Here is a 26,117-nt window from a genome sequence, read left to right as displayed (position 1 = left end):
TGTCTCAGTGGTCCGAGCCGGTGATGCGCGGCAGCGTCTCGAACTGGTGGAAGGGCGGCGGCGAGGACAGCGTCCACTCCAGCGTCGTCGCGCCTTCGCCCCACGGATTGTCGCCGGCGAGCTGCTTCTTCGTGAAGGCGACCACGAGGCCGTAGAAGAAGATCAGCAGGCCGAAGGCGAAGATGTAGGAGCCGATCGACGACCAGAAATGCCATCCCGCGAAGGCGTCCGGATAGTCCACATAATGACGCGGCATGCCGGCGAGCCCGAGGAAGTGCTGCGGGAAGAACAGCAGGTTGGCGCCGATGAAGGCGACCCAGAAATGCAGCTTGCCGATCCAGTCCGGGATCACGTAGCCGCTCATCTTCGGGAACCAGTAGTAGAAGCCCGCGAAGATGCCGAACACGGCGCCGAGCGACAGCACGTAGTGGAAATGCGCCACCACGTAGTAGGTCGCGTGCAGCGAGCGGTCGACGCCGGCATTGGCCAGCACGACGCCGGTGACGCCGCCGACGGTGAACAGGAAGATGAAGCCCATCGCCCAGATCATCGGCGCGGTGAAGCGGATCGAGCCGCCCCACATCGTCGCGATCCAGGAGAAGATCTTGATGCCGGTCGGCACCGCGATCACCATCGTCGCGAACACGAAGTAGCGCTGCGTGTTGAGCGACAGGCCGGCCGTGTACATGTGGTGCGCCCACACGATGAAGCCGACGACGCCGATCGCGACCATGGCGTAGGCCATGCCGAGATAGCCGAAGATCGGCTTCTTCGAGAAGGTTGAGATGATGTGGCTGACGATGCCGAAGGCCGGCAGGATCATGATGTACACTTCGGGGTGACCGAAGAACCAGAACAGGTGCTGGTAGAGGATCGGATCACCACCGCCGGCCGGATCGTAGAAGGTCGTGCCGAAGTTGCGGTCGGTCAGCAGCATGGTGATGGCGCCGGCGAGCACCGGCAGCGACAGCAGCAGCAGGAAGGCGGTGACCAGCACGCCCCAGGCGAACAGCGGCATCTTGTGCATGGTCATGCCAGGCGCGCGCATGTTCAGGATCGTGGTGATGAAGTTGATCGCGCCCAGGATCGACGCCGCACCCGCCAGGTGAAGCGACAGGATGCCGAAGTCGACCGCGGGGCCGGGGTGGCCGGAGGTCGAGAACGGCGGGTAGACCGTCCAGCCCGTGCCGGCGCCGTGCGCGCCGGGGGCGCCCTCGACGAACATCGAGATCACCATCAGCGTGAAGGCGGCCACCGTCAGCCAGAACGAGATGTTGTTCATGCGCGGGAAGGCCATGTCCGGCGCGCCGATCATCAGCGGCACGAACCAGTTGCCGAAGCCGCCGATCACCGCGGGCATGACCATGAAGAAGATCATGATCAGGCCGTGGCCGGTCACGAACACGTTGTAGCTCTGGCCATTGGCGAAGATCTGCAGGCCGGGCTCCTGCAGCTCGATCCGCATCATGATGGAGAGGAAGCCACCGACCAGGCCCGCCATGATCGCGAAGATCAGGTAGAGGGTGCCGATGTCCTTGTGGTTGGTGGACAGGAGCCACCGACGCCACCCGGTCGGGTGGTCGTGGTGGGCCTCGTCATGTCCGTGGCCTTGAGCGTGCGGAGCCGCGGTTGCCATCGTCTAGTCTCCTCGGCGAATTACTTGGACGCGGCGGCGAGCTTGCGGCCCGCGTCTTCGGCATTGGCGAATTTCTGCTTCGCTTCCGCGAGCCAGGCGGCGTAGCGCTCCTGGCTGACGACGCGGAAGGCGATCGGCATGTAGGCGTGGTTCTGGCCGCAGACGAACGAGCACTGGCCATAATAGATGCCTTCGCGCTCGGCCTTGAACCAGGTCTCGTTCAGGCGGCCGGGGATGGCGTCGATCTTGATGCCGAAGGACGGCACCGTGAACTTGTGGATGACGTCGGCGCCGGTGACCTGGACGCGGACGATCTTGCCGACCGGGACCACCGCCTCGTTGTCGACGGCGAGCAGGCGGGGAGCCTCGGCCTCGGCGATCTTCTTGCCGGCGATCGCCTCGGCGCGCTGCTTTTCGTCCAGCATCAGCGAATCGAAACCGAAGGCGCCGTTGTCCTGGGCGTATTCATAGGACCAGTACCACTGCTTCCCGGTCACCTTCATGGTGATGTCGGCCTGCGGCACCTCGAGCTGCAGCTTCAGCAGACGGAAGGAGGGAATCGCGATGACGACGAGGATGAGGACCGGAACCACGGTCCAGATCACCTCGATCAGGGCGTTGTGGGTGGTCTTCGAGGGGATCGGGTTGGCCTTCTCGTTGAAGCGGAAGACCACATAGATCAGCAGCGCGAGCACGAAGAGCGTGACGCCGATGATGATGACGTTCAGCCAGTCATGGAACCAGTGGATGTACTCCGCGACCGGAGTCGCGGCGCCCTGCAGGTTCAGCTGCCAGGGGGAGGGCATGCCGGTGCCGGCGACGGCCGGGACGGTCGCCAGCGCGGCGACGGCAAGGGCCGTGGCGGCCGCGGTTGCAAAGGTCCTGCTCAGAAATCGCATCGATCCGACATGCTCCTCAATCGACCTGCGCGGGGCCTGACCGGTATCGGTCGCTGTTTTGGTCCCACGCACGAAGGGGCGACCGCGAGGCCGCCTTGCTCTTCGGGATTGCGATAAATCAAAGATCACGCTTGCGCCAGTGGGGCAATGAAGACCGCCCCCGCCGACAGTGCGGCATAATCGCGCGAGGTCTTGACCGAAGGGCGCGGGCGTCGGCCGGCCCGCCTTGACAGGGCCCGGCCTGCATGGTCCCAACGCATTTTACGAAGAAGGGCGGCGGGATTCTCGCGCGCGGTCGGCGTTTTGCCTGATTCTTGCGCTCCTGCTGCGGTTCGCAAAACGGTTTGGAGGATGGCAGGCATGATGAGGATCATCGGGGCGGCCGGCGCCTTGGCGCTTGCGCTCATGGGAGCGACCCTCGCCGCCGGCTCCGCTTTCGCGCAGGGTGCGGTGCGTTCGACACATGGCGACTGGCAGATGCGCTGCGAGGTTCCGCCCGGCGCCAAGACCGAGCAATGCGCGCTCGTCCAGAACGTCGCGGCCGAGGACAGGCCGAATCTCACCCTGCTCGTCATCGTGCTGAAGACAGCCGATCAGAAGAGCCGCCTGCTGCGCGTCGTCGCGCCGCTCGGCGTGCTGCTGCCCTCCGGCCTCGGCCTGAAGATCGACGACAAGGATATCGGCCGGGCGGGCTTCGTGCGCTGCCTGACCACCGGCTGCGTTGCCGAGGTGGTGATGGACGACAATCTGATGGGCCAGCTCAAGGGCGGCAAGAACGCCACATTCATCGTATTCCAGACGCCGGAGGAGGGGGTGGGCGTGCCCGTCTCGCTCAACGGCTTCGGCCCTGGCGTGGAGGCGCTGCCTTGATCGATCAGACTTTGACTGCGGGCCGCTGGCTCGCCCTGCCGCTTCTCTGCCTCGGCCTTGCCGGCTGCGGCTCCTCCTCCTCGACGGGCCAGCCGAGCACGGCGCAGACGATCGGCAACGTCCTGATGTTCCAGTCGACGAAGCCGCCGGTGGCCGATCAGCTGCCGAAGGACGACGACATCGATCCGCTGGTCTGCCCGCAGGTCATCGTCGCCGATGGCGGCGCGGCGATCCGGGCCCAGGCCGGCCAGGACAGCGGCGGCCTGCGCTACCAGATCTCGATCAACGATGTCGCGCGCGAGTGCACGCCGACGGGCAATGGCGGCTTCCGGCTCAAGGTCGGCGTCGAGGGGCGCGTTCTGCTCGGCCCGGCCGGCAGCCCGGGCAGCTACGGCGCGACGCTGACGACGACGGTCACGCGCGGCACCAGCGTCGTCGCGCGCCGTTCGTCGCGGGTCGGCGCGACGATCGCGGGCGGCCAGGGCGGCGCCGACTTCACCCATGTCGAGGACGGCATCGTCGTTCCGGCGGGCAGCGGGGATGTCGAGATCATCGTCGGCCTGGGCGGCGGCGGTCCCGCGCCGGCGCGCCATCGCCGCCGATAAGCGCGGCTTTGCCGTGAATCCGGGCAGCGCGCCGATTGACTAAGCCGGTGCGTCTTGTATCTGTGCCCAAGCCGCATATCCCCGCGGGAGAGACCGGGCCTTTCGAGGCCCGGCGCCGAAGGCGCAACCGCCCCGGAAACGCTCAGGCAAAAGGACCGCTGGGGACTTGGCGCTCTGGAAAGAGGCGGGAGCGATCCCGCCCACCGACGGGTGTAACTTGTCCGGCTTCGCGGCCGGGCGGGGAAATCTCTCAGGTCCCGAGACAGAGGGGGCGCGTTCCGGACGATACCGTCCGGAGCTTGCGCTCGATTCTGGGAGGGGCATGCCATGGCTGCCGAGGCTCTTGAGGCCACAACCGACACCGCCGGCGCGCCCGCGCCGCTGAAGACGCCGCTTCATGCCCGCCATGTCGCGCTCGGCGCCCGCATGGTGCCCTTTGCCGGCTACGACATGCCGGTGCAGTACCCCTCGGGCATCCTGACCGAGCACAACTGGACGCGCGAGAAGGCTGGGCTTTTCGACGTCTCGCATATGGGCCAGGCCTTCCTGGTCGGCCCCGACCACGAGACCACCGCGAAGGCGCTCGAGGCGCTGATTCCCGCGGACATCGTCAATCTGGCCCCCGGCAAGCAGCGCTATTCGCAGCTTCTCAACGATGAGGGCGGCATCCTCGACGACCTGATGGTGACGCGCTCGGCCGACTCCGACGAGGACGGCGCGCTCTATCTCGTCGTCAACGCTGCCTGCAAGGACGCCGACTATCCCCATATCGAGGCGCGCCTGCCGTCCAATGTGAAGCTGATCCGGGCCGAGCATCGCGGCCTGATCGCCCTGCAGGGCCCGGGCGCCGAGGCTGCACTCGCCGCGCTGGCGCCGGAAGCCGCCGAGATGGGCTTCATGACCTCCCGCACGATGAAGATCGCCGGCATCAAGGCGAATGTCAGCCGCTCCGGCTATACCGGTGAGGACGGCTACGAGATTTCGGCCGCCGCGACGAAGATCGGCGAGATCTGGGACACGCTGCTGCTCGACGGCAACGTCAAGCCGATCGGCCTCGGTGCCCGTGATTCGCTGCGTCTCGAGGCGGGCCTGTGCCTCTACGGCCACGACATCGACACCACCACTTCGCCGATCGAGGCGGGACTGAACTGGTCGCTCCAGAAGCGCCGCCGCGAGGAAGGCGGCTTCCCCGGCGCCGCGCGCATCCAGCGCGAGCTCGCCGAGGGCACCTCGCGCGTCCGTGTCGGCCTGCTGCCCGAAGGGCGCGCCCCGGCCCGCGAGGGCACCGAGATCGCGACGCCCGAAGGCGAGGTGATCGGCACCGTGACCTCGGGCGGCTTCGGCCCGACGCTGAACGGCCCCTGCGCCATGGGCTACGTCGCCAAGGCGCATTCCGCGCCGGGCACGAAGCTCAACCTCATCGTCCGCGGCAAGCCGCTGCCGGCGGTGGTGGCGCCGATGCCTTTCGTGCCGCACCACTACAAGCGCTGACCCGATTTTCCAATTTTTCGCCAGGAGGAAACCATGGCCGAGACCCGTTACAGCAAGGACCACGAATATATCCGCGTCGAGGGTGACGTCGGCACTGTCGGCATCTCCGACTACGCCCAGTCGCAGCTCGGCGACGTCGTCTTCGTCGAGCTGCCGGCTGTCGGCAAGGCGCTGAGCAAGGGCGGCGAGGCTGCCGTGGTCGAGAGCGTCAAGGCCGCTTCCGAGGTCTACGCCCCGGTCTCGGGCGAGGTCGTCGAGGTCAATGCCGAGCTCGAGGGTGCGCCGGGCACCGTCAACGAAGATCCGGCCGGCAAGGGCTGGTTCCTCAAGATCAAGATCAAGGACGCTGCCGAGCTCGACGCCCTGATGAACGAGGCCGAATACCAGAACTACGTCAAGACGCTCTGAAGAGGCGTCATCCCGCACGCGCCGCAGCACGTGAGTAGCTGCTGCGCAGATGCGGGACCCTCCTCCGAAAGAGGCGCCTTCTCGTCATGCGATCCCCTGTCTGCGCCGCATCGTTCAAGCGCTGCGGCGCGCACGGGATGACAACAAGCACCGCGATCTCCGAAACGGAATCACCCCATGCGCTATCTCCCGCTCACCGATACCGACCGCGAGGACATGCTCGCGCGCATCGGCGTCCCCGATATCGACGCGCTGTTCAGCGACGTGCCGGCCGGCAAGCTCCTGAAAGGCCCGGTCGACCTGCCGCGCGCCCGGGGCGAGCTCGAGGTCGAGCGCATCCTCGGCAAGATGGCGGGCAAAAACACTGCCGCCTCGGCCGTGCCCTTCTTCGTCGGCGCCGGCGCCTATAAGCACCATGTTCCGGCGACGGTGGACCACCTGATCCAGCGCTCCGAGTTCCTGACCAGCTACACGCCCTACCAGCCCGAGATCGCGCAGGGCACGCTGCAATATCTCTTCGAATTCCAGACCCAGGTCGCCGCTCTGACCGGCATGGAGGTCGCCAACGCCTCGATGTATGACGGCTCGACCGGCACCGGCGAGGCCGTGCTGATGGCGCATCGCGTCACCAAGCGCCGCAAGGCCGTGCTCTCCGGCGGCCTGCACCCGCACTACACCGCGGTTGTCGAAACCCTCTCCGAGATGGCCAATGACGAGGTCGTGGCCCTGAAGCCGGACGTCTCGGCCAATGAGGACATCCTCTCCCAGATCGACGACAGCGTCTCCTGCGTCGTCGTGCAGTCGCCGGACGTCTTCGGTAATCTGCGCGATCTCAAGCCGATCGCCGAGAAGGCGCATGCCCATGGCGCGCTGCTGATCGCGGTCTTCACCGAGGTCGTCTCGCTCGGCGCCGTCGTGCCGCCGGGCGCGCAGGATGCCGACATCGTCGTCGGCGAGGGCCAGTCGATCGGCAACGCGCTGAACTTCGGCGGCCCCTATGTCGGGCTCTTCGCCGCCAAGTCGAAATATATCCGCCAGATGCCGGGCCGGCTCTGCGGCGAGACGGTCGATTCGACCGGCCAGCGCGGCTTCGTGCTGACGCTCTCGACCCGCGAGCAGCATATCCGCCGTGACAAGGCGACCTCGAACATCTGCACCAATTCCGGCCTCTGCGTGCTGGCCTTCACCATCCACATGACGCTGCTCGGCCAGGCCGGTCTCGCCCGTCTCGCCGAAGTGAACCATGCCAATGCCGTGAAGCTCGCCGACGCGCTCGCGAGCGTCGAAGGCGTGAAGGTGCTCAACGACAGCTTCTTCAACGAGTTCACCGTGAAGCTGAAGAAGCCCGCCGCCGAGGTCGTCGAGGTGCTCGCCGCCAAGGGCATCCTGGCCGGCGTCCCCGTCTCGCGGCTCCTGCCCAAGGCCGGGCTCGACGACCTGCTGATCATCGCCTCGACCGAGGTGAATACCGATGAAGACCGGGCGGCCCTCGTGGCGGCGCTCGTGGAGGTGCTGTGATGCTGAACCGTCAGGGACGTCCCACCCAGGCCGGCGAGGCCGCTCACGCCGAGCACGCCACATTCACCGGCAACAAGGCGCTGCAGCAGGTCGAGCCGCTGATCTTCGAGATCGGCCATCACGAGGCGACTGGCGTCGACATCGACAAGCCGGCCCCGTTCAAGAGCCGCCTCGGCAAGCATGCGCGCCAGGGCGAGATCGGCCTGCCCGGCCTCTCCGAGCCCGAGGCGATGCGCCACTATGTGCGGCTCAGCCAGAAGAACTACGGCATCGATACCGGGCTCTTCCCGCTCGGCTCCTGCACGATGAAGCACAATGCCCGCCTCAACGAGAAGATGGCGCGGTTGCCGGGCTTCTCCGACGTGCATCCGCTGCAGCCGCTCTCGACCGTGCCCGGCGCGCTCGACCTGATGCTGGAGCTTGCCCGCTACCTGATGACGCTGACCGGCATGCCGGCCGTCGCCCTTTCGCCGAAGGCCGGCGCCCATGGCGAGGCCTGCGGCATGATGGCGATCAAGGCCGCGATCGCGGCGAAGGGCGAGGGCGCGACCCGCAACGTCGTGCTCGTCCCCGAATCGGCGCACGGCACCAACCCGGCGACTGCGGCCCTGATCGGCTTCTCGGTGAAGGCTGTTCCGGCCCGTCCGGACGGCACCGTCGCGGTCGAGGACGTCAAGGCCCTGCTCGGGCCGGACATCGCCGCGATCATGCTGACCAACCCGAATACCTGCGGCATCTTCGAGCCGCAGATCGTCGAGATCGCCGCAGCGATGCATGAGGCTGGCGCCTATTTCTACTGCGACGGCGCCAACTTCAACGCCATCGTCGGCAAGGCGCGTCCGGGCGATCTGGGCGTCGACGCCATGCACATCAACCTGCACAAGACCTTCTCGACGCCGCATGGCGGCGGCGGTCCCGGTGCCGGCCCGGTCGTGCTCTCCGAGCGTCTGGCGCCCTTCGCGCCGGTGCCTTTCATCCATGTCGAGAACGACAAGCCGCATCTGATCGAGACGCGCGGCGAAGCGCCGGCGGGCAACAAGCCTTTCGGCCGCATGACCGCCTTCCACGGCCAGATGGGCATGTATGTCCGCGCGCTCGCCTACATGCTGAGCCACGGCTCGGACGGCATGCGCCAGGCCTCCGAGGATGCGGTGCTCAACGCCAACTACATCCGCGCCGGCCTCGCCGACCTGATGTCGCTGCCCTTCCCGGACCATCCGTCGATGCACGAGGTGCTGTTCGACGACGAATGGCTGAAGGGCTCGGGCGTCTCGACGCTCGATTTCGCCAAGGCGATGATCGACGAGGGCTACCATCCGATGACGGTGTATTTCCCGCTCGTCGTCCATGGCGCCATGCTGATCGAGCCGACCGAGTCGGAATCGAAGGCTGCGCTCGACCTCTTTATCGCGACGCTGCGCGATCTCGCGATGGCGGCCAAGGGCAACGACAAGGAACGCTTCACCAGCGCCCCGCATCACGCTCCGATCCGCCGCCTCGACGAGACTCGCGCCGCCCGTTCGCCGGTCCTGAAGTGGGAGAAGCCGGCTCCGGCCAAGGCGGCGGAGTAAAGGCTCGGGCCCATGCTGACGGCATTCGTCAGCATGGTGAAGGACGCCAGCCGCTTCTTAAGCATTCCTTGACCATGTCGCGGAATGATCCCCCGGTGCCGCTCTCTGCGGCCCGGGGGTTTTCATGTCTGTGCGTCCCTCCATCCTCGCTGCGGCGGCCGCGCTCCTGCTGGCCTCGACGGCGTTCGTGCGCGCGAACGAGCCAAGCTATGGCCCGAACACCTATGACCGCACGCTCGAGGCGCTGATCGCCCATGAGGATGTCGCCAATCGCGGCGGCTGGCCGAAGGTTCCCGGCAGCGCCACGGCGCTGAAGCCGGAATCGCAAGGCGCGGATGTCGTCGCGCTGAAGCAGCGCCTGCTCGCCAGCGGCGATCTGGCTCCCGAGGCGCTCGCGGGGGATGTCTATGACGCCGCCGTGGTCGAGGCGGTGAAGCGCTTCCAGCGCCGCCACGGCCTGTCGGATCTCGGCACGGTCGGCCGGCTCACCCTCAAGGCGCTGAACACGCCGGTCGAAATGCGCCTCAACCAGCTCACCGCGACGCTGGAGAGGCTCAAGGGCAACGGCTTCAACTTCGCCAGCCGCTATGTCGTGGTGAATATCCCCGGCGCCAGCGTCGAGGCGGTGGAGAACGGCACGGTCCAGCAGCGCCACCTCGCCATCGTCGGCCGGGCGGACCGGCCCTCGCCGGTGATCCAGGCCAACATCACCTCGGTCAACCTCAACCCCTACTGGACGGTGCCGATGTCGATCGTGAAGGCCGACATCATTCCGCACATGCGCAAGGATCCAGGCTTCATCGCCAAGTCGAACATGAAGCTGCTCGGAGCCGAGAACAAGGAAATCGACCCGGCGAGCGTCAACTGGTCGACCTTGAAGAGCCCCTATTTCTACGTGCGCCAGGAACCGGGACCGACCAATTCGCTCGGCCAGCTGAAGATCGACATGCCGAACGGCGAAGCCGTCTACATGCACGACACGCCGAAAAAGACGCTGTTCCGCAACGATGTGCGCTTCAACTCCTCGGGCTGCGCGCGCATCGAGGGCGTGCGCGACCTCGCCGCCTGGCTGCTGGAAGGCTCCGAATGGAGCCGGCAGGCGATCGAGGACGAGATCGCCAAGGGCGAGCGCAAGAACATCACCCTGAAGAAATCGGTGCCGGTGGCCTGGGTCTATCTCACCGGCTGGCAGGGCGCGGACGGGCAGGTCCAGTTCCGCGACGACATCTACCAGCTCGACACGCCGCAGGGCATCGTCACCTCGACGATCCAGGCGCGAAAGCCCAAGCCGAAGGCGGCGGTGGTGCCGCCGTCGCGGCCGGTCGTCACGCCGGTGACGGCGGCGGGCAATCCGCCGGCGCCTGCGACGACAGCCAGCAACTGACGGCACTCAGGGCCGCTTCAGGATCGCCATCACCGCGTCGATGGCGTCAGCGCGGGCCTTCGGATCGCTGCCGATCGTGACCAGGTCGTCGGGCCTCTGCGAATACGCCGCCTTGCGCTCGCGCAGCGGCAGGTTCGGATGGTCGAAATCGTGATAGGCGCCGGGGAAGCCGACGAAGCGTGCGCCACCGCGCCGCGCGAGCTCTTCGCAAGGAGCCGCCGGCGTCCAGTCGTCTGCCAGACCCTGGAAGATCGCCGTATCGGTCTGCGCCTGCCAGCCGCGCTTCAGGATGACGCGGCAGCCGGGATAGAAGGCGATGACGTGGCGCAGGCGTCTGGCTTCGGGCGCGGCCGCGACGCGCAACGCCGTCGAGCCGCCATTCGACCAGCCGATCAGGGCGATGCGCTGCTTCGCGGCGAAGCCCTGCTTGTCGAGCCAGTCGATGGCTGCGAAGGCATCTCGGGTACGGTCGGCCGGCGTCAGCGAGCGTTCGCGCTGGTTGCAGAGCGCCTTGATGCTGCGCGGTCCGAAGCTGTCGACGAGCAGCACGGCATAGCCGGCTCCGGTGAGACGCTGCGACCAGTCGCTCTCGCGGGCGCCGAGCTCGCCCGAGCGGGTGTAGAGCCCGGCGCAGCCATGCAGGCCGATGACCACGGGGAAGGGGCCTGCTCCCGCGGGCCGCGCCAGCCATCCCACCAGATCGCCCGAATCGCGTGACGGAAAGCTCACCTTCTCGAAGGCGTTCGCTGGGCCCGCAGCGGCGAGCGGCAGGAGGGCGACGATGCAGGCGCGGACAAGGCGAGCGATCAATCCGAAGCTCCTCGGATTCCAGATGCGCGACAACCGGTCGCGAAGGTCGCATCCCGCATCGGGAATCCGGCGGGAGAGGGGCAAAGAAAAACGCCGCGTCCTTGCGGGCGCGGCGTCGTGTTGTCGAGCGATCGGCTAAAGGCTCAGTTGAGCTTGGCCTTGACCTCGTTCAGCCCGGCGGCGAAGGCGGCTTCACCGGCCTTGCCGGCCATCTGGCCGCGCAGGATGCTCTCGGCGGCCTTGGTGGCAGCCTCCGCAGCCGCGGCGCGAACCTCGGCCTCGGCCTGGCTCTCGGCCTGCGCGATCTTCTCCTCGGCGGCCTTGGTGCGGCGGGCGACGAAGTCAGCCAGCTTCACTTCGGCTTCCGCCGCGAGGCGCTTGGCCTCCTCATTGGCGGAGGAGACGATCTCGGCGGCCTCGGCCTCGGCGGCCTTGCGCTTGGCATCGTACTCGGCGAGCAGCTTCTCGGCCTCCTGACGCAGGCGACGGGCTTCCGCCAGCTCCTGCGCGACCTTCTCGCCGCGAGCGTCGAGCGCCTTCACGATCGCGCCCGGCACGCCGAACTTGACCAGGATGGCGAGGAAGATGACGAGCGCGACGCCGACCCAGAAAGTATCCATCTGATCTCTCCTCAGCCGCGCGTCAGGGCCTGGTCGATAGCTGCCGACGCCTCGCTGGCGCTGGGAGCCTGACCGGTCAGCTTGGTGACGATCGCGACGGCGACGTCGCTGCCGAGATCGCGCACATTGCCCATCGCCTTGACCTTGGTCTTGGCGATGGTCGCCTCGGCCTGGGCAAGCTTAGCCGCGAGCTCCGCTTCGGTAGCATGGCGCTGGGCCTCGCTCGCCTTGGCGCCCGTCTCGCGCGCCGTCTGGGCGATGCCCTGGGCGTTCTTGCGGGCCTCGCCGAGGGCCTTCTCATAGGCCTGGGCCATTTCTTCGGCCTTGGCCTGCATCTCGGTGGCCTGGTCGAGATCGCGGCCGATCGTATCCGCACGCTCTTCCAGGATCGAGCCGAGGCGCGGCAGCGCGACCTTGGACATCAGCCAGTAGAGCGCCGCGAAGGTGATCGCGAGCCAGAACAGGTTGCTGGCGAAATGCGCGGGGTCGAAGGGCGGGAAGGAGGCCTTCTCGCCGCTCAGGCCCGGAGTGGCAGCCTGCGCCGCACCCGCCACCAGAGTGGCGAACGAGCCGACAGCCAGAAGCCATCCTTGTCGCACGAACCCTGAAGATCGAACCGGCATAGCGTGCCTTTCAGCGCTTAAGATAGGAAACCGTCGCGCGCTTGGCCGGATGACCCGAGCGCGCGACGAGAAAGCGGTCGACGAAAGCGTCAGACCACGAAGAGCAGGACGAGCGCGACGACGAACGCGAAGATGCCCAGACCTTCGGCGAGCGCCGCGCCGATGAAGGCGCGCGGGAACTGGCCGTCGGCGGCCGACGGGTTGCGCAGGGCGCCCGAGAGGAAGTTGCCGAAGATGGTGCCGACGCCGATGGCGGCGAGGCCCATGCCGAGCGAGGCGAGGCCGGCGCCGATGAACTTGGCTGCAACAGGATCCATGGTCTTTCTCCAGTGTGGAAGGTTTTAAAGGGTGGGATGAACTCTCGCGAGCGCTGCCCTGGCCTCAGTGGCCGGGGTGCAGCGCGTCGTTGAGATAGACGCAGGTCAGGATCGCGAAGACATAGGCCTGCAGGACTGCGACGAGGACTTCGAGCGCCGTGAGGGCGACGGCTAGCAGCAGCGGCAGCGGCGCGATCGCATAGTTCAGCGCGGCGCCCGAGCCGAGCAGGACCACGACGAAGCCGCCGAAGACCTTGAGCGCGATGTGGCCGGCGAGCATGTTGCCGAAGAGACGAAGCGAGAGCGAGACCGGGCGCGACAGGAAGGAGACGGCCTCGATCAGCACCATGAAGGGCAGCAGCCAGCCGGGGACGCCCGACGGCACGAACAGGCCGAAGAAATGGGTGCCGTGCTTCACGACGCCGTAGATCACCACGATGCTGATGACGAGCAGCGCCAGGGCGGCGGTGACGATGATCTGGCTGGTGACGGTGAAGGAGCCCGGCAGCAGGCCGAGCAGGTTGCTCGCCAGCACGAACATGAACAGCGAGAATACGAAGGGGAAGAACTTCAGGCCGTCCTTGCCCATGACGCCGGTCATGGTCGAGGCCACGAATTCATAGGCCATCTCGGCGAGCGACTGCAGGCGGCCGGGAACGACCGAACGCTGGCTCGAGCCATAGATCATGATCGCCGAGACGACGGCGAGCACGATCACCATCCACAGCGAGGTGTTGGTGAAGGAGAGATCGACGCCGAACGGCTTCAGCTCCACGATCGGGTTGATGTGGAATTGGTGGATCGGATCGATTCCGCCGCCAGCCGCCATGATCTCGTCCCTCGTCGCGCGGCCTTGCGGGCCGCCCCTTCGGTCAATCTTCCTTCGGGTCGCCCTTCGACCCGGAGGTCGGGCGCGAACCGAGCCGATAGACGGATCTGAAGCCCGCGATGGTTCCGATCACCATGAAGGCGATCAGCAGGAACGGGGACGTTCCCAGCCATCGGTCGCCGAGGTACCCGATCAGGGCGCCTGCGATGATGCCACCTGCGAGATCCGTCGCGGCGCGAAAGCCTGAGGACATTGCGCCCGCAAGGGCCTTGTCCTGTCCAACCGAGCTCGCGCCCGGCTTATCGCTCTCCTCCGCCCGCTTGATCGCGGACTTCAGGGAACCCAGTCTTGCGCGCAACTCCGAATCTGAGGCGTTTGGGTCGGGTTCGGACATGGTCTTGGCTCCGTCTTGATCGCGATAACGCCGCGATCTCGCGAAAAACCACTATAACCTCTGCCAAACCCGCGCATCGAGCCGTCGTCAGCACGGCCTCCTTTATTGACAGCCCCCCGCGCTGTCAAGGCACGTTGATAACATCTAACGCATTGGAATATTTAGAAAAACGGGTCAGATGCGACATTCTTGCCGCAATGCGGCGCCGATTGTGGCATTTTTTCATCCGGGCCGACGCGCTTTCCCACCCGCTCCGTGCCGTCATTGCGAGGAGGCGATCCAGGGAGACCGGGCCGAAGCTCTCGGCGAATCCTCCTGGATTGCTTCGCTGCGCTCGCAATGGCGGTTCGAGCCTAACCCGCCTCGCGGATGCGCTCGGCGGTGGAGAGGTCGACCGAAACCATCTGGCTGACGCCGCGCTCGGCCATGGTCACGCCGAAGAGGCGCTGCATCCGCGCCATGGTGATCGGGTTGTGGGTGATCAGGATGAAGCGCGTCTCGGTGTTCCGCGCCATGTCGACGAGCAGGTCGCAGTAGCGCTCGACATTGGCGTCGTCGAGCGGCGCGTCGACCTCGTCGAGCACGCAGATCGGCGAGGGATTGGTCAGGAACACCGCGAAGATTAGCGCGGTCGCGGTCAGCGCCTGCTCGCCGCCGGAGAGCAGCGTCATCACCTGCGGTTTCTTGCCGGGCGGGCGGGCGAAGATCTCGAGCCCGGCATCGAGCGGGTCTTCCGAATCCACCAGCCTGAGCTCGGCCTCGCCGCCGCCGAACAGGATGCCGAACAGCCGCTGGAAATGCTGGTTGACGATGTCGAAGGCGGCGATCAGCCGCTCGCGCCCTTCGCGGTTGAGCGCGCCGATCGCCTGGCGCAGGCGCCTGATCGCCTCGGTCAGGTCGTCGCGCTCGCCGGACAGCCCCTCGCGCTTGGTCCTGACTTCCGTGAGCTCGTCCTCGGCCCGCAGGTTGACGGCGCCGAGCCGCTCGCGCTCGCCCTTGAGGTTGGCGAGCCGCCGCTCGACCGCCTCCGGCTCCGGCAAGGCGTCGCCCGGCTTGATGCCGGCGATTCCCTGCAGCCCTTCGAGCCCGGTTTCGAGACGGTCCTCGATCTCGCGCGTGATGTCGGCCACGCGCTGGCGCGCCGCCTCCAGCCGCGCCTCGGCCGAGGCGCGGCGCTCGCGCGCGCCGGAGAGGCCTTCGAGCGCGATGCGGGCCTGCCGGTCGGCCTCGGCCAGCGCGGTCTCGCCGGCGGCGAGCCTGTCGGCCGCCTCGCGCCGTGCGCCTTCCGCCTGCTCGATCTCGGCGACGATTCGGCGCCGCTCGCTCAGGAAGGTGTCGGGCGCTTCCAGCAATGCCTGCCGCTCGGCCCCGGCCGCCGCGATCCGGCGCCGGGTCTCTTCGGCGGTCTGCAGGCTTGCTGCCGCGCGCTCGCGCCAGGCCGCAATGTCGGCGGCGATGGCGGCGCGGCGCCCGGCCCGCAGCTCGGCCTCCCGTGCCAGGGTCTGGACCCGGGCGCGTGCATCGGAGGCCGCCGCCCGGCATTCGCCCAGATGCAGCCGCGCCTTGAGCAGGGTGTTCTCGAGCTCGGCAGGGGCGGGGAGTGCCGCCAGTCCCGTCTCATGCGTCGTTGCCTGGGCGGCCGCGTCGGAGACGGCGGCCCCGAGCCGCTTGATCGCCTCGGCCAGGGTCGAGCGCTTGACCAGCGTCTCCGCCGCCTTGCGCTCGGCAGCGGCGAGCTGCTCGCGGGACTCGTCGACGCCGCGGCGTGCCTGCCGGGCCTCTTCGATCGCTGTCGTTTCCGCCTGCGCCGCCTGGCGGGCCGCGAGGGTGACGGCTTCCAGCGCCCGGCGGGCTTCCTCCGCCGCCACGCGCGCCGCCTTGGCCTCGCGCTCCAGATCCGCGAGGCGGTTTTTCTCGGAGAGTCGCCGCGCCGCCGGGGAGGGCGCTTCGGCGGCACTGGTGAAGCCGTCCCAGCGCCAGAGATCGCCTTCGCGCGAGACCAGGATCTGCCCCTGCTTCAGCTGACGCCGCAGCGCTTCGCCCTTGCCGCGCGCGACGATGCCGATCTGTGCCAGCCGCCGCCGCAGGGCCACTGGAGCCCTGACATGGTCGAGCAGCGGCTCGGCTGCTTCGGGCAAGGCGGGGTCGTCGCTGCCTTCGCCGGTATCGTCCCAATGTGCGGGGGCGGCGGCTTCTGTTGAGGCGTCGAGATCGTCGCCGAGGGCTGCGCCCAGCGCGACCTCGTAGCCCTTGGCGACGCTCAGCGCTTCGAGAATGGCGGGCCAGCGATCGCCGGCCGCCGGCGCGAGCAGCTTGCGCAGCGTGCCGATCTCGGTGTCGAGACGCTGTGCCCGGCGGTCGGCCTCGGCGAGCGGGTTGCGCAGCTCCGCCTCGCGCTCGCGTGCCGCTACGACTGCCGCTCGCGCCTTGCCGACATCGGCTTCGGCGGCCTTCATCGCCTTCTCGGCCGTTGCCAGGGCTTCGCGCAGCCTGTCGAGCAGCGTCTTCGCATTGGACGAATCGAGGATTTCGAGCTCGCGGCGCAGCTTGTCGCGCTCGCCGCTGGCGCGGTCCTGCCGCTGACGCGCCTCACGCAGCGACTGTTCCAGCGCGCTTCGGCGGGCCGCGAGATCGGAGAGAGCGGCCTGCGCGGCGGCATGCTCGCCTTCCGCCACGGCCAGCGCCCCTTCCGCTTCGCGCCGCGCCGCCTCCGCCGCTTCCGCGCCCGAGCCTGCACCGTCGCCCTCGCGGGCGAGCGCCTCGTCCTCCGCCGACAGCCGGGCGAGGCTTTCGGCCGCGTCGCGCCCGACGCTCTCCTGCCGCGCGAGATCGGCCTCGAGCTCGCCAAGCCGGCGCCCGAGTTCTTCTGCCCGCTGCCGGGCGCGGCGATTCTCGGCTTCGAGTTCGTCGAGGCCGCGCTTCAGCCGGACCAGTGCGGCGGCGGCGGCAGCTTCGCCTTCGCGCAGCGCCGGCATCTCATGGGCGGCGATGGCCTGCCGCTTGGCGGCTTCCGCCTGGATGCCGGTCTGGTCGGCGACGCCGCGCACCGCCTCCTCCAGCACATGCGAGGCCTGGGCTTCCTGGGCTCGGGCGTCATGCAGCGCGATCAGCGCCAGCGTCGCCTCGGCGCGACGGATATCGGCGGCGAGGCTGCGATAGCGCCCGGCCTGCCGCGCCTGCCGTTGCAGCGCCTCGATCTGCCCGTCGATTTCGCCGAGCACGTCTTCCAGGCGGGTCAGGTTCTCCTCGGCGCCCCTGAGCCGGAGCTCGGCCTCGTGGCGGCGGCTGTGCAGGCCGGCGATGCCGGCGGCATCCTCAAGGATGCGCCGGCGCGACTGCGGCTTGGCCGAGATGATCTCGCTGATCTGCCCTTGCCGCACCAGCGCCGGCGAGCGCGCCCCGGTTGCGGCGTCGGCGAAGAGGAGCTGCACGTCCCGGGCGCGGACTTCCTTGCCGTTGATGCGGTAGGTCGAACCTTCCTCGCGCTCGATCCGGCGCGTGACTTCGAGGACGTCGGTGTCGTTGAAGGCGGCCGGGGCCTTGCGGTCGCTGTTGTCTAGGGTCAGCGAGACCTCGGCCATGTTGCGGGCCGGGCGCTCGTTCGAGCCGCCGAAGATGACGTCGTCCATCCCCGAGCCGCGCATGTTCTTGAACGAGCTTTCGCCCATCACCCAGCGCAGGGCTTCGACGAGGTTGGACTTGCCGCAGCCATTGGGCCCGACGATGCCGGTCAGCCCCGGCTCGATCGCGAACTCGGTCGGCTCGACGAAGGTCTTGAAGCCGGTAAGCTTGAGGCGCGTCAGGTGCATGGCCGCGCCTCGCCTCTTGTCCTCACGGGCGTCATCCCGGGCGACCGCACTGAGACCCGGGATCCATTCCGGAACGCCTCCGTTTGGGGTTCGGGCATGGATCCCGGCTCTGCGCCGCTTGGCGGCCTGGCCGGGATGACGGCGTGAGCCGGTACTGCGAAAGCCGTCCGCTCACTTGGCGAGGAGCGGCTCCAGGATCTTGTCGAACTCGGCGATCGTGAGCGCACCGGAACGCTTCTGCCCGTTGATGAAAAAGGTCGGCGTCGAATCCACGCCAGCCTTGGCCCCGCCATCCTTCACGACCGTGACGGCGTCATAGATATCCTGCCGTTTCAAGCAGGCTTCGAAGGATTCCTGTGTGAAACCGGCCTGCTTGACCAGGGCGGACAGCGCATCGACCGGCTTCTCCGTGAAGGCCCAGTTGCGCTGCTGCGCGAACAGCAGGTCCGTCATCGGATAGAACTTCTCGTTGCCGTTGCAGCGCGACAGCATGAAGCCGGCCGTCGCCAGCGGATCGAGCGGGAACTCGCGCAGCGTGAAGCGCACCTTCCCGGTGTCGATGTACTTCTTCTTGAGCTCCGGCCAGGCCTCGGCGTGGAAATGCGCGCAGTGGCTGCAGGTCAGCGAGGCGTATTCGATGATCGTGACCTTGGCATCGGGCGAGCCGAGCCAGACATCGCCCAGCGGGCCGGCCTCGGGCATCTTGGTCTGGGCCCGCGCGGCGTTGAGGCCGGCGAGCGCGGCAGCGGCGATGCCGGCTGCGCCGGTCAGGAGCTGTCGCCTGTTCGTCATCGTGAGAAATCCCCGGAAAGGTCGAAATCGGTGGCGGAGCTATAGAGGTGAACGCGATTGTGGCAAGAGCGCATCGTGCCGCGCGGGGCCCTGCTCACGAAGCCGTGTCAGGGGCTCGCGCTTTCGCGTTGAGCGCGACGGCCCTGCCGAGCCGCGCCAGCGCCTCGCGTAAGCCCTCGTCGGCGACGCAGGCGACCTGCGCCTCGACGCGGGCGGCCTCCTCGCCGTCGAGCTTCGGCATCGGCCTGGCTGCGACCGGAGCCGCGACCGGCCCCTGCTTGAGCACGAGCTTGCCGACGGCGCGCCAGCCGAGATGGGTGTTGACCCGCTCGACCACCAGCGGCCCGAGCTGCTGCATCTCCAACGCGAAGGCGCCCTCGACGCGCACGACCATCGTGGCGGGTTCGGCCGGCTCGCCCGGCGCCGGACGGCGGCGCGGCCAGTCGATCTTGAGCGGGCGCGAGCGCGCGGCGAGCCGCTCGCCGACGATCTCGGGCCAGAGCGCGACGATGGCGCGCCCGGCAAAGCCCTGCGCGGCGAGAGCGGGCGCGATGCAGTCGTCGATCAGTTCTGCGAGGGGTCTGGCGGCCATGGCTTCATTGTGGGGGCGAGGCATGCTGCCCGCAAGCGGGAGATGCAGTCGATTGTGAGCGGCAGAAGGTTTGGCTCGCCGTCTCGGCTATGCGATCGTCGCTCCATCGCCAGTGAACAAGCGAGGGGCCTATGGATACGACCCAGGCGGCCAAGGACCGCATCACGCAAGTCCTGAAAAAGCATCTGGAGCTTGCGCAGGAACAGCTGGAAATGGCCGAGCAAGGCGTCCTTCTGTCGATCGAGGGTGCGCCGGAAGGGGTCAACCTGACCAAGGAAGCTCTGGCCATCCGCGTCGAGCAGTTGCAAGGGGCTCTCGATCGGCATCTGGGGCGCGGCTGAGGGCCCGCTCCCCACCGTTGCGGGCTTGTCCAGCTCATGCCACAGGTCCTCGATGCTGAAGCGCGTGAAGCAATGGGCACGACGGCTGAAGCGTGATGGCGTCACTCTCTGGATCGCGGCCCGCGATCCACGGACTCCCCGGCTCGCCAAGGTGATCGCAGCGGCAGTCGCCGCCTACGCTTTGAGCCCGGTCGACCTCGTTCCGGATTTCATTCCGATTCTCGGCTATCTGGACGATCTGTTGATCGTCCCGGCCGGAATCGCCCTGGCCGTTCGCCTCATTCCACCGGACCTGATGAACGATTTTCGCCGGCAGGCGGACGAGCGCGCCGCGCGACCGCGCAGCCTGTCAGGGGCGGTCGTCATCGTTTGCGTCTGGATATCTTGCCTGGCCGCTCTCGGCTTCTGGGCTCTGCGGTATTTCCGATAGCGGGCCGTCTCCGTTTTCGGCAGATTTCCGTCACGCGGTCGCTGGCAGAATTGACGAAGCAGGAAGCGCCTGATCCAACTCGGCCGAGCCGCCAGATTGCCTCGGAAAACGGGACGACTTCGCCGTGACAGCCAACAACCGCATCGCACTCTCGAGCGACCATACCGCCATTCAGCTCCGACAGGCCATTGCCGCTCATGTCGCCGCGCAGGGCTGGGAGGTGGTCGATATCGGCCCGACCACGTCGGAGAGCACTGACTATCCGCAGCACGGCAAGGCGGCGGCGCGGCTCGTCGCCTCCGGTGATTGCCGGCTCGGCATCATCCTGTGCGGCAGCGGCCAGGGCATCATGATGGCGGCGAACAAGGTCGAGGGCATCCGTTGCGGCGTCTGCTCCGACACGTTCTCGGCCCGCATGATCCGCCAGCACAATGACGCCAACATGCTGTCGATCGGCGCGCGCGTGGTGGGGGACTGGCTGGCGCTCGATATCGTCGATGCGTTCCTGACCGCCCCGTTCGAGGGTGGCCGGCATGCGACGCGGGTCGCGATGATCGGGTCGCCGGAGAGCTAGCGCCGTTCTTCGCTCGCCCGGTACGGCCGGCATCGCCGGGCGCCGCCCTGCGTGCGGGCGCGAGCGATGCCGTCATCGATTGGTTCGGCGAGCATGGCTGTACTGTGGGCACGACGCTTGTCGGCCGCAAGCGGCTGCATAGGAATGTGCTGCGCGATCGCCGCCGGTCGGCGACGCAGGACGGTGAGATCAGATTCGGTTGTGAAGATGTTCCACCGCACCGAAATGACCGTCGAACTCGATCGATCCATCAAGATCGCGCTGCCGCGATAGGCTGCTCCCATCAAGACATAAGGAAGATGATGTCGTTTTTTGCACGTGCCGGCCTCCTATTGGCCCTTGCATTGACCATGCCGACCGCTGTCGCCGCGCAGGGCACGCGGGTTTTCGATGCCCCCGATGGCTCCTATACGTTCAGCTATCCCCTGAATTTCGCGCTGGATCACGAGTTCGCCGATGGAACCGGCGACGTGACCGGCGTAACCGCGTCTTCGCCGACGAATGGCGATGTCATCGTCACCTTTCTCGGCCCTCGCGACGCGGGAGATTTCAAGGAGGTGAGCGAGACGACACGGCCCGACATCACGGACGCGTTCACGAAAGCGGTCGCGCGTTTGGCCTCGACCACGCTCAAATCCTCGTCCATGACCACGATGCTCGGCCGGCCCGCCGTCGACATGATCTTCCAGAACGCTCGAATGCCTTTCAGCAAGGAGCGTCCGCAGATCAAACGCTATGTTTTCACGATAGCGAGCGGCAAGGCTTACAATTTCGAATGCATCTACCGGGCAGACAAGGCCGAGCAATTCGCTCCGGCTTGTGATCTCGCCGTCTCGACGGTCCGGTTGCGGGACGGCGCGGCGAAAGCGAAGCCTGCGGCTGCGAACGATGGTGGCGGGGCTGCCCCTCCCGCTGCCGGAAGCTGCACCAGGGAGGAGCTCAACAAGCGTTCCATGCAGGTGACGGATATCACCTCCAACATGCTGATGAAGGATCAGTCGCCGGCGATGATCGAGCGCCTCAAGAAGGCCCATGACGCGATGAGGGCGGTCGACGAGCGTGCCAGCGCGGCTCCTTCCGCGCAGGATTGCAAGGACATCGACGCCATCATCGCTACGCTGAAATAGCGGCGTTGCGAGGCGGATCCCGCGCGCCTTGCTTGCAAAGCTCGGCATGCCCGGCGCGGCTTTCGCGCCGGGTCAAAAGGGCGGCGTTCCCGAGTGCGAGTCCAAACGCGATTTCCGTGATCCGCCAACCCTTCCATCGCCACGCCTTCTCGCGTTAGACCGGGGCATGGACGTCGCCGTTTCGATGCCTCGCGCCGCCGATCTTCTCGCCTGGTACGATCGGCATCGCCGGGCGCTGCCTTGGCGCGCGGGCGTGGGCGAGCGGCCCGATCCCTACCGGGTCTGGGCCTCCGAGATCATGCTGCAGCAGACCACGGTCACGGCGGTGAAGCCCTATTACGAACGCTTTATGGCCCGCTTCCCCACGGTGGCGGCGCTCGCAGCCGCGCCTTCCGAGGATGTCATGCAGGCCTGGGCCGGGCTCGGCTATTATTCCCGCGCCCGCAACCTCCATGCCTGCGCCAAGGCGGTGATGGAGCTGAATGGCGGCCGTTTTCCCGATAACGAGGAGGGGTTGCGCGCCTTGCCAGGCATCGGCGCCTATACGGCCGGCGCCGTCGCGGCGATCGCCTTCGGCCGGCCGGCCGCGGCCGTCGACGGCAATGTCGAACGCGTCATGACGCGGCTCTTCGCGATCGCGGACGAGTTGCCGGGGGCGAGGCCGCTGATTCGCGACAAGGTGCTGACCCTATTGCCGCATGACCGGCCGGGGGATTTCGCTCAGGCCCTGATGGATCTCGGCGCCACCATCTGCACGCCGCGCAACCCGGCCTGCGGGCTTTGCCCCTGGCGCGAGCCCTGCCAGGCGCGGGAGGAGGGCACGCAGGAGAGCTTTCCGCGCAAGGCGCCGAAGAAGGCGGGCCAGACCCGCTACGGCGCCGCCTTCGTTCTGACGCGTGCCGACGGCGCCATCCTGCTCAGGACACGGCCGGCCAAGGGGCTGCTCGGCGGCATGGCCGAGGTCCCGACCAGCGAATGGCGCGCCGATTACGAGCTCGACGGCGCCGCGCAGGACGCGCCGCTGGCCTTGCGCTGGACGCAGGTTGCGCAGCCGGTGCGCCACGTCTTCACCCATTTTCCGCTGGAGCTGACGGTGTTCACCGGCAGCGTGCCGACGCCGACGCCGGCACCGCCCGGCATGCGCTTCACGCCGCTGGCCGATCTCGCCGGCGAGCCGCTGCCGAGCGTCATGCTGAAGGTCGTCGAGCGCGCCGGGCTCTTTCGCATCGGTCCTAAAAGTGGAGTCCACCTTTAGGAAGAATTCCATGCGATAACAAATGCATAGGTCGCCGTTATCGCGTCCGGCAGGACGCGCGGCGATCTAGCGCTCGAAGACGCGGTAGGTCATCGTCGGCAGGTCGACCGACCATTTGAAGTAGCCCTTCGAGTAGATCTTGCCGCGGTTCGGCGGCCAGGGGTCGTGGATGCGTAGCGTCGTGCCAGTGCCGTCCGGATTGCCGTCGCCGCGCATGCCGACCACCACGATCATGTGGCCCGGGCTGCCGCGCCCGGCGGTGTATTCGTCGACGCGCCAGAGCATGTCGAACATCAGCGGCCCGCGCGAGAGCGCCTGCCTGAGCAGCTCGACCGACCAGGACATCGGCGCGTTGCAGCGCAGCCCGTGGATGCGGCCATAGCGCTGCCCGGTCACGACCGCCTGGTCGCTCTCCGACGAATTCGCCAGGGAGCCATCGGGAAGGATCATGTCCGGCGGCGTCTTCGCGATGATGATCGGAACGGTCGAGTTCTTCATCATCGCGGTCGAGGTCGCCCAGCAGGTCGTGTTGGTGGGCTGGGCGATGAAGGCGACCTTGTGCAGGATCGGCGTGAAGGCCTCGGTGTCATAGAGGCAGGATTGGGTCGCCGGCCCCGCCTCGGCATCCTCGACCAGCCAGTTCTTGCGCTGGAACGCGAGTACCGCGCTGCGGGTCAGGGCGCCGAACTGGCTGTCGGGCACGAGCGCTGGCCGCGGTTTCAGCTTGGCGTTGAGCGCTTCCTGAAGCTTCTTGACCTCGGTCCCGTGGGAGCCGGTCTTGAGGATCGTGGCCATGGTGCTCCCGCCCTCGCTGTCATGCATTCAGGATGCGCGCCCCGGCGGCGGGTGCGCGTCCTCTGAACGGATGACGGGAGGGCGGAGGCTCGTGGGGCGGCGGCTTAGGCGGCCGCCATCTGCGCCCTGATCTCGCCGCGCAGCGCGTCGAGAACGGTCAGCCCGCCCTGGCGCTCGACATGCCAGAAGGTCCAGCCATTGCAGGCCGGCAGGCCCTGCGCCAGCGCGCCGACCTTGTGAATCGAGCCGACCGCCGGGCCGAGCAACAGCGTGCCGTCGGCACGCACCACGGCCTTGTAGCGGCGCTTCTCGTCATGGACGGTCTCGCCCGCCTTCACCAGCCCGGCTTCCACCAGGCTGAGGAAGGGCACGCGCGGCTCGCTGCGCTTCGAGGGCGCGGTGGAGAAGGCTTCGGGCGCGAGCGGCGTCACCGCTGCGATGCGCTCACGCGCCGCCTTGGCGTAGACCGGATCGCGTTCAAGGCCGATGAAGCGGCGGCCGAGCGCCTTGGCGACGGCGCCGGTTGTCCCCGTTCCGAAGAAGGGGTCGAGCACGACGTCGCCGGGGTTGCTCGCCGAGAGCAGCACGCGGGCGAGCAGCGCTTCCGGCTTCTGCGTCGGATGCACCTTGGCGCCGTTGTCGTCCTTCAGGCGCTCCTCGCCGGTGCAGAGCGGCAGGTACCAGTCCGAGCGCATCTGCAGGTCGTCATTGCCGCCCTTCAGCGCCTCGTAATGGAAGGTGTATTTCGAGCTCTCGCCGCGGGCCGCCCAGATCAGCGTCTCATGGGCGTTGGTGAAGCGCCGGCCGCGGAAATTCGGCATCGGATTGGCCTTGCGCCAGACGATGTCGTTCAGCATCCAGAAGCCGAGATCCTGCAGCGTCGCGCCGACGCGGAAGATGTTGTGGTAGCTGCCGATGACCCACAGCGCCCCATCCGGCTTCAGCACGCGCCGCGCGGCCGCAAGCCAGGCGCGGGTGAACGCGTCATAGTCGGAGAAGGAGGCGAACTTGTCCCAGTCGTCGTCGACGGCGTCGACGAGGCTGTCGTCGGGCCGGCGCAGATCGCCACCGAGCTGGAGGTTATAGGGCGGGTCGGCAAAGATCAGATCGACACTTGCCGGAGGCAGGGCCTCCATCGCCGCGACGCAGTCGCCGACGAGGACCTGATCGAGCGGCAGCTCCTGCGGAGTGCTGCTGGTGTGGAGAAGGCTCTTGGCCTTCATCCGGGCCCCCAGCGCTGGCCGTCCGGTACGCGAAACCTGAATCCGGACGGGAGCGCTGGCGGTCCCGGTACGCGAGATACCCATGACGCCAAGACCGTTACGCAACTTCAACGAGCGCGATATTGGCCGGGACAGGGTAAAGGCCGGGTTTCCACGTTGAAAAAAATGCGTCCCGTTTTGGGGCTGCAGAAATTGCCTAGCCTATTGGCAAAAAAGGAGAATTCCTAACAGGAATTAACGTTTCTCGGTGCCGCTGGGGCAGCGCGGGCATCTGCGGCACGGGCTCTATGCCGCCATTGCGAGGCTTCGCGTAGCAAAGAGCCTGCAAGCCTTGGAAACGACACTCCCATCATGGTCGGGCTTGTCCCGACCATCCACGTCTTCGTCGATCGAGGTCGAGTTCGACGAAACCGGAACAGCGCCGTGTTCATGGGTTCCGGGCTCAGGCCTTTAGTCTGCCTCGGAATGACGGCGCGCTTCGTCCGAAAATGGGGCGTCGGCCGTTTCCTACCGGAACCAGACGCCCTTCACGGGGGCGAAGGAATAGCGGTGCTCGGGGCAGGGGCCGTGTTCGGCGATGGCCCGGCGATGCTGCGGGGTCGCATAGCCGACATGGCCGGAAAAGCCGTAGGCCGGATAGCGCCGGCACAGCCGCGCCATCATCCGGTCGCGGGTCACCTTGGCGACGATCGAGGCCGCGGCGATGGACGCGACCGCTCCATCGCCCTGGATGATCGCCTCGCAGCCGCAGCCGAACTGCGGCGGGTCGTTGCCGTCGACCAGCACATGCAGCGGCGCGAGCGGCAGGCCTGCGACTGCCCGGCGCATCGCCAGCAGCGTCGCCTGCCGGATATTGATCCGGTCGATCTCGGCGGCGGTCGCGCTGGCGACGCTGACGGCGAGCGCCCGCTCCATGATCTCGCCGAAGAGTTCTTCGCGCACGGGCGCGGGCAGCTTCTTCGAATCGTCGAGCCCGTGCGGCACCCGAGCGGGGTCGAGGATGACGGCGGCCGCCACGACGGGCCCCGCCAGCGGCCCGCGGCCGACCTCGTCGATGCCGGCGAGCGGCCACAGGCCGTTGGCGATGGCGTTCGTCTCGCGGTTGAAGTCGGCGGGCATGGCGGGGTTATGCAGCATCCATTCCCAAGGAGCCAGAGACATTCCCGGCCCTCTGCGCTGGATTGCGTTTCGCTCGCTCCGCCAT

The 26,117-nt window shown here is 67.6% G+C and carries 26 protein-coding genes and 1 riboswitch; of the genes, 12 read left to right on the top strand and 14 right to left on the bottom strand.

What is annotated here, in order from left to right; genetic code table 11:
* Positions 1–4 precede the first annotated feature (4 nt).
* On the bottom strand, positions 5–1,636 hold the full coding sequence (gene ctaD, locus B5Y19_RS08555) for a cytochrome c oxidase subunit I (RefSeq protein ID WP_079591344.1): 1,632 nt from the start codon (positions 1,634–1,636) through the stop codon (positions 5–7).
* A gap of 20 nt (positions 1,637–1,656) precedes the next feature.
* Entirely contained in the window at positions 1,657–2,535 is an 879-nt protein-coding gene (gene coxB, locus B5Y19_RS08550) for a cytochrome c oxidase subunit II (RefSeq protein ID WP_055730805.1), read from the bottom strand.
* Positions 2,536–2,886: 351 nt separating this feature from the next.
* Between coxB and B5Y19_RS08545 the strand changes: the two genes are divergently transcribed.
* From B5Y19_RS08545 to B5Y19_RS08515, 7 genes are all read left to right on the top strand, one after another.
* The gene (locus B5Y19_RS08545; RefSeq protein ID WP_055730804.1) at positions 2,887–3,405 is read left to right on the top strand and encodes an invasion associated locus B family protein; all 519 of its coding nucleotides are present in this window, start codon (positions 2,887–2,889) and stop codon (positions 3,403–3,405) included.
* Positions 3,402–4,010 carry a hypothetical protein gene (locus B5Y19_RS08540; RefSeq protein WP_079591343.1) on the top strand — a complete coding sequence of 203 codons (609 nt, stop codon included), beginning with the start codon at positions 3,402–3,404 and terminating at the stop codon, positions 4,008–4,010. The genes B5Y19_RS08545 and B5Y19_RS08540 overlap by 4 nt, the downstream gene beginning before the upstream one ends.
* A gap of 74 nt (positions 4,011–4,084) precedes the next feature.
* Positions 4,085–4,178: riboswitch (glycine riboswitch) on the top strand.
* 159 nt (positions 4,179–4,337) lie between these two features.
* Entirely contained in the window at positions 4,338–5,501 is a 1,164-nt protein-coding gene (gene gcvT / locus B5Y19_RS08535) for a glycine cleavage system aminomethyltransferase GcvT (RefSeq protein WP_055730803.1), read from the top strand.
* Positions 5,502–5,534: 33 nt separating this feature from the next.
* Complete coding sequence (gene gcvH, locus B5Y19_RS08530; protein ID WP_055730802.1) at positions 5,535–5,909, top strand: glycine cleavage system protein GcvH; 375 nt, start codon at positions 5,535–5,537, stop codon at positions 5,907–5,909.
* 177 nt (positions 5,910–6,086) lie between these two features.
* Entirely contained in the window at positions 6,087–7,427 is a 1,341-nt protein-coding gene (gcvPA, locus tag B5Y19_RS08525; RefSeq protein WP_055730801.1) for an aminomethyl-transferring glycine dehydrogenase subunit GcvPA, read from the top strand.
* Positions 7,427–8,998 (top strand): aminomethyl-transferring glycine dehydrogenase subunit GcvPB, encoded by a 1,572-nt coding sequence (gene gcvPB / locus B5Y19_RS08520; RefSeq protein WP_055730800.1) that lies wholly within the window; start codon positions 7,427–7,429, stop codon positions 8,996–8,998. Before gcvPA ends, gcvPB begins: the two co-directional genes overlap by 1 nt.
* Before the next feature lie 124 nt (positions 8,999–9,122).
* The gene (locus tag B5Y19_RS08515) at positions 9,123–10,382 is read left to right on the top strand and encodes a L,D-transpeptidase family protein (RefSeq protein ID WP_055730799.1); all 1,260 of its coding nucleotides are present in this window, start codon (positions 9,123–9,125) and stop codon (positions 10,380–10,382) included.
* A gap of 6 nt (positions 10,383–10,388) precedes the next feature.
* On the opposite strand, the gene B5Y19_RS08510 is transcribed toward B5Y19_RS08515, so the two are convergent.
* The 9 genes from B5Y19_RS08510 to B5Y19_RS08470 all read right to left on the bottom strand — a co-directional run bounded on the left by B5Y19_RS08510 (position 10,389) and on the right by B5Y19_RS08470 (position 19,168).
* Complete coding sequence (locus tag B5Y19_RS08510) at positions 10,389–11,192, bottom strand: dienelactone hydrolase family protein (protein ID WP_055730798.1); 804 nt, start codon at positions 11,190–11,192, stop codon at positions 10,389–10,391.
* 143 nt (positions 11,193–11,335) lie between these two features.
* Complete coding sequence (locus B5Y19_RS08505) at positions 11,336–11,812, bottom strand: F0F1 ATP synthase subunit B family protein (RefSeq protein WP_055730797.1); 477 nt, start codon at positions 11,810–11,812, stop codon at positions 11,336–11,338.
* Positions 11,813–11,823: 11 nt separating this feature from the next.
* Positions 11,824–12,411 (bottom strand): F0F1 ATP synthase subunit B family protein, encoded by a 588-nt coding sequence (locus B5Y19_RS08500; RefSeq protein ID WP_244555533.1) that lies wholly within the window; start codon positions 12,409–12,411, stop codon positions 11,824–11,826.
* A gap of 113 nt (positions 12,412–12,524) precedes the next feature.
* A complete protein-coding gene (locus tag B5Y19_RS08495; protein ID WP_038360954.1) occupies positions 12,525–12,752 on the bottom strand; it encodes a F0F1 ATP synthase subunit C in 228 nt (75 codons plus the stop codon).
* A 64-nt stretch (positions 12,753–12,816) separates the two neighbouring features.
* Positions 12,817–13,581, bottom strand: coding sequence for a F0F1 ATP synthase subunit A (locus B5Y19_RS08490; RefSeq protein ID WP_055730796.1), 765 nt, complete (start codon positions 13,579–13,581; stop codon positions 12,817–12,819).
* A 43-nt stretch (positions 13,582–13,624) separates the two neighbouring features.
* Positions 13,625–13,975: an AtpZ/AtpI family protein gene (locus B5Y19_RS08485; RefSeq protein ID WP_079591340.1), complete on the bottom strand. Its 351-nt coding sequence runs from the start codon at positions 13,973–13,975 to the stop codon at positions 13,625–13,627.
* A 353-nt stretch (positions 13,976–14,328) separates the two neighbouring features.
* Positions 14,329–17,784, bottom strand: a complete 3,456-nt coding sequence (gene smc, locus B5Y19_RS08480; RefSeq protein WP_079591339.1) for a chromosome segregation protein SMC — start codon at positions 17,782–17,784, stop codon at positions 14,329–14,331.
* Positions 17,785–17,955: 171 nt separating this feature from the next.
* Positions 17,956–18,576 carry a DsbA family protein gene (locus B5Y19_RS08475; RefSeq protein WP_055727074.1) on the bottom strand — a complete coding sequence of 207 codons (621 nt, stop codon included), beginning with the start codon at positions 18,574–18,576 and terminating at the stop codon, positions 17,956–17,958.
* 94 nt (positions 18,577–18,670) lie between these two features.
* Positions 18,671–19,168, bottom strand: coding sequence for a DUF721 domain-containing protein (locus tag B5Y19_RS08470; protein ID WP_055727073.1), 498 nt, complete (start codon positions 19,166–19,168; stop codon positions 18,671–18,673).
* Between the two features lie 131 nt (positions 19,169–19,299).
* On the opposite strand from B5Y19_RS08470, the gene B5Y19_RS08465 reads away from it, so the two are divergent.
* From B5Y19_RS08465 to mutY, 5 genes are all read left to right on the top strand, one after another.
* Positions 19,300–19,509, top strand: coding sequence for a hypothetical protein (locus B5Y19_RS08465; RefSeq protein WP_055727072.1), 210 nt, complete (start codon positions 19,300–19,302; stop codon positions 19,507–19,509).
* Positions 19,510–19,561: 52 nt separating this feature from the next.
* Positions 19,562–19,939, top strand: a complete 378-nt coding sequence (locus B5Y19_RS08460; RefSeq protein WP_055727071.1) for a YkvA family protein — start codon at positions 19,562–19,564, stop codon at positions 19,937–19,939.
* A gap of 124 nt (positions 19,940–20,063) precedes the next feature.
* Positions 20,064–20,513 (top strand): ribose 5-phosphate isomerase B, encoded by a 450-nt coding sequence (gene rpiB, locus B5Y19_RS08455; protein WP_055727070.1) that lies wholly within the window; start codon positions 20,064–20,066, stop codon positions 20,511–20,513.
* A gap of 299 nt (positions 20,514–20,812) precedes the next feature.
* Positions 20,813–21,640 carry a hypothetical protein gene (locus B5Y19_RS08450; protein WP_139384317.1) on the top strand — a complete coding sequence of 276 codons (828 nt, stop codon included), beginning with the start codon at positions 20,813–20,815 and terminating at the stop codon, positions 21,638–21,640.
* A gap of 166 nt (positions 21,641–21,806) precedes the next feature.
* A complete protein-coding gene (gene mutY, locus B5Y19_RS08445) occupies positions 21,807–22,895 on the top strand; it encodes an A/G-specific adenine glycosylase (RefSeq protein WP_055727068.1) in 1,089 nt (362 codons plus the stop codon).
* A gap of 66 nt (positions 22,896–22,961) precedes the next feature.
* Here mutY and B5Y19_RS08440 read toward each other — a convergent pair whose 3' ends face one another.
* The 3 genes from B5Y19_RS08440 to B5Y19_RS08430 all read right to left on the bottom strand — a co-directional run bounded on the left by B5Y19_RS08440 (position 22,962) and on the right by B5Y19_RS08430 (position 26,074).
* Positions 22,962–23,690, bottom strand: coding sequence for a papain-like cysteine protease family protein (locus B5Y19_RS08440; protein WP_055727067.1), 729 nt, complete (start codon positions 23,688–23,690; stop codon positions 22,962–22,964).
* A gap of 104 nt (positions 23,691–23,794) precedes the next feature.
* Positions 23,795–24,997 carry a site-specific DNA-methyltransferase gene (locus B5Y19_RS08435; protein ID WP_079591336.1) on the bottom strand — a complete coding sequence of 401 codons (1,203 nt, stop codon included), beginning with the start codon at positions 24,995–24,997 and terminating at the stop codon, positions 23,795–23,797.
* 423 nt (positions 24,998–25,420) lie between these two features.
* On the bottom strand, positions 25,421–26,074 hold the full coding sequence (locus B5Y19_RS08430; RefSeq protein ID WP_411914147.1) for a ribonuclease HII: 654 nt from the start codon (positions 26,072–26,074) through the stop codon (positions 25,421–25,423).
* Between the last annotated feature and the right edge of the window lie 43 nt (positions 26,075–26,117).

Source organism: Allobosea thiooxidans (assembly GCF_900168195.1).
Taxonomy (GTDB): domain Bacteria; phylum Pseudomonadota; class Alphaproteobacteria; order Rhizobiales; family Beijerinckiaceae; genus Allobosea; species Allobosea thiooxidans.
Note: the sequence above shows the minus strand (reverse complement) of the source record. Positions and strands in the feature narration are given on the sequence as shown.

Coding starts and splice junctions, on each gene's coding strand:
- B5Y19_RS08465 (WP_055727072.1), top strand. CDS start 19,300: ATGGATACGACCCAGGCGGCCAAGGACCGCATCACGCAAGTCCTGAAA.
- coxB (WP_055730805.1), bottom strand. CDS start 2,535: ATGCGATTTCTGAGCAGGACCTTTGCAACCGCGGCCGCCACGGCCCTT.
- smc (WP_079591339.1), bottom strand. CDS start 17,784: ATGCACCTGACGCGCCTCAAGCTTACCGGCTTCAAGACCTTCGTCGAG.
- B5Y19_RS08515 (WP_055730799.1), top strand. CDS start 9,123: ATGTCTGTGCGTCCCTCCATCCTCGCTGCGGCGGCCGCGCTCCTGCTG.
- B5Y19_RS08440 (WP_055727067.1), bottom strand. CDS start 23,690: ATGGCCACGATCCTCAAGACCGGCTCCCACGGGACCGAGGTCAAGAAG.
- B5Y19_RS08475 (WP_055727074.1), bottom strand. CDS start 18,576: ATGACGAACAGGCGACAGCTCCTGACCGGCGCAGCCGGCATCGCCGCT.
- B5Y19_RS08495 (WP_038360954.1), bottom strand. CDS start 12,752: ATGGATCCTGTTGCAGCCAAGTTCATCGGCGCCGGCCTCGCCTCGCTC.
- B5Y19_RS08450 (WP_139384317.1), top strand. CDS start 20,813: ATGATGTCGTTTTTTGCACGTGCCGGCCTCCTATTGGCCCTTGCATTG.
- B5Y19_RS08435 (WP_079591336.1), bottom strand. CDS start 24,997: ATGGGTATCTCGCGTACCGGGACCGCCAGCGCTCCCGTCCGGATTCAG.
- B5Y19_RS08505 (WP_055730797.1), bottom strand. CDS start 11,812: ATGGATACTTTCTGGGTCGGCGTCGCGCTCGTCATCTTCCTCGCCATC.
- B5Y19_RS08545 (WP_055730804.1), top strand. CDS start 2,887: ATGGCAGGCATGATGAGGATCATCGGGGCGGCCGGCGCCTTGGCGCTT.
- gcvT (WP_055730803.1), top strand. CDS start 4,338: ATGGCTGCCGAGGCTCTTGAGGCCACAACCGACACCGCCGGCGCGCCC.
- B5Y19_RS08485 (WP_079591340.1), bottom strand. CDS start 13,975: ATGTCCGAACCCGACCCAAACGCCTCAGATTCGGAGTTGCGCGCAAGA.
- B5Y19_RS08460 (WP_055727071.1), top strand. CDS start 19,562: ATGCTGAAGCGCGTGAAGCAATGGGCACGACGGCTGAAGCGTGATGGC.
- gcvH (WP_055730802.1), top strand. CDS start 5,535: ATGGCCGAGACCCGTTACAGCAAGGACCACGAATATATCCGCGTCGAG.
- ctaD (WP_079591344.1), bottom strand. CDS start 1,636: ATGGCAACCGCGGCTCCGCACGCTCAAGGCCACGGACATGACGAGGCC.
- gcvPB (WP_055730800.1), top strand. CDS start 7,427: ATGCTGAACCGTCAGGGACGTCCCACCCAGGCCGGCGAGGCCGCTCAC.
- B5Y19_RS08470 (WP_055727073.1), bottom strand. CDS start 19,168: ATGGCCGCCAGACCCCTCGCAGAACTGATCGACGACTGCATCGCGCCC.
- gcvPA (WP_055730801.1), top strand. CDS start 6,087: ATGCGCTATCTCCCGCTCACCGATACCGACCGCGAGGACATGCTCGCG.
- mutY (WP_055727068.1), top strand. CDS start 21,807: ATGGACGTCGCCGTTTCGATGCCTCGCGCCGCCGATCTTCTCGCCTGG.
- B5Y19_RS08430 (WP_411914147.1), bottom strand. CDS start 26,074: ATGTCTCTGGCTCCTTGGGAATGGATGCTGCATAACCCCGCCATGCCC.
- B5Y19_RS08490 (WP_055730796.1), bottom strand. CDS start 13,581: ATGGCGGCTGGCGGCGGAATCGATCCGATCCACCAATTCCACATCAAC.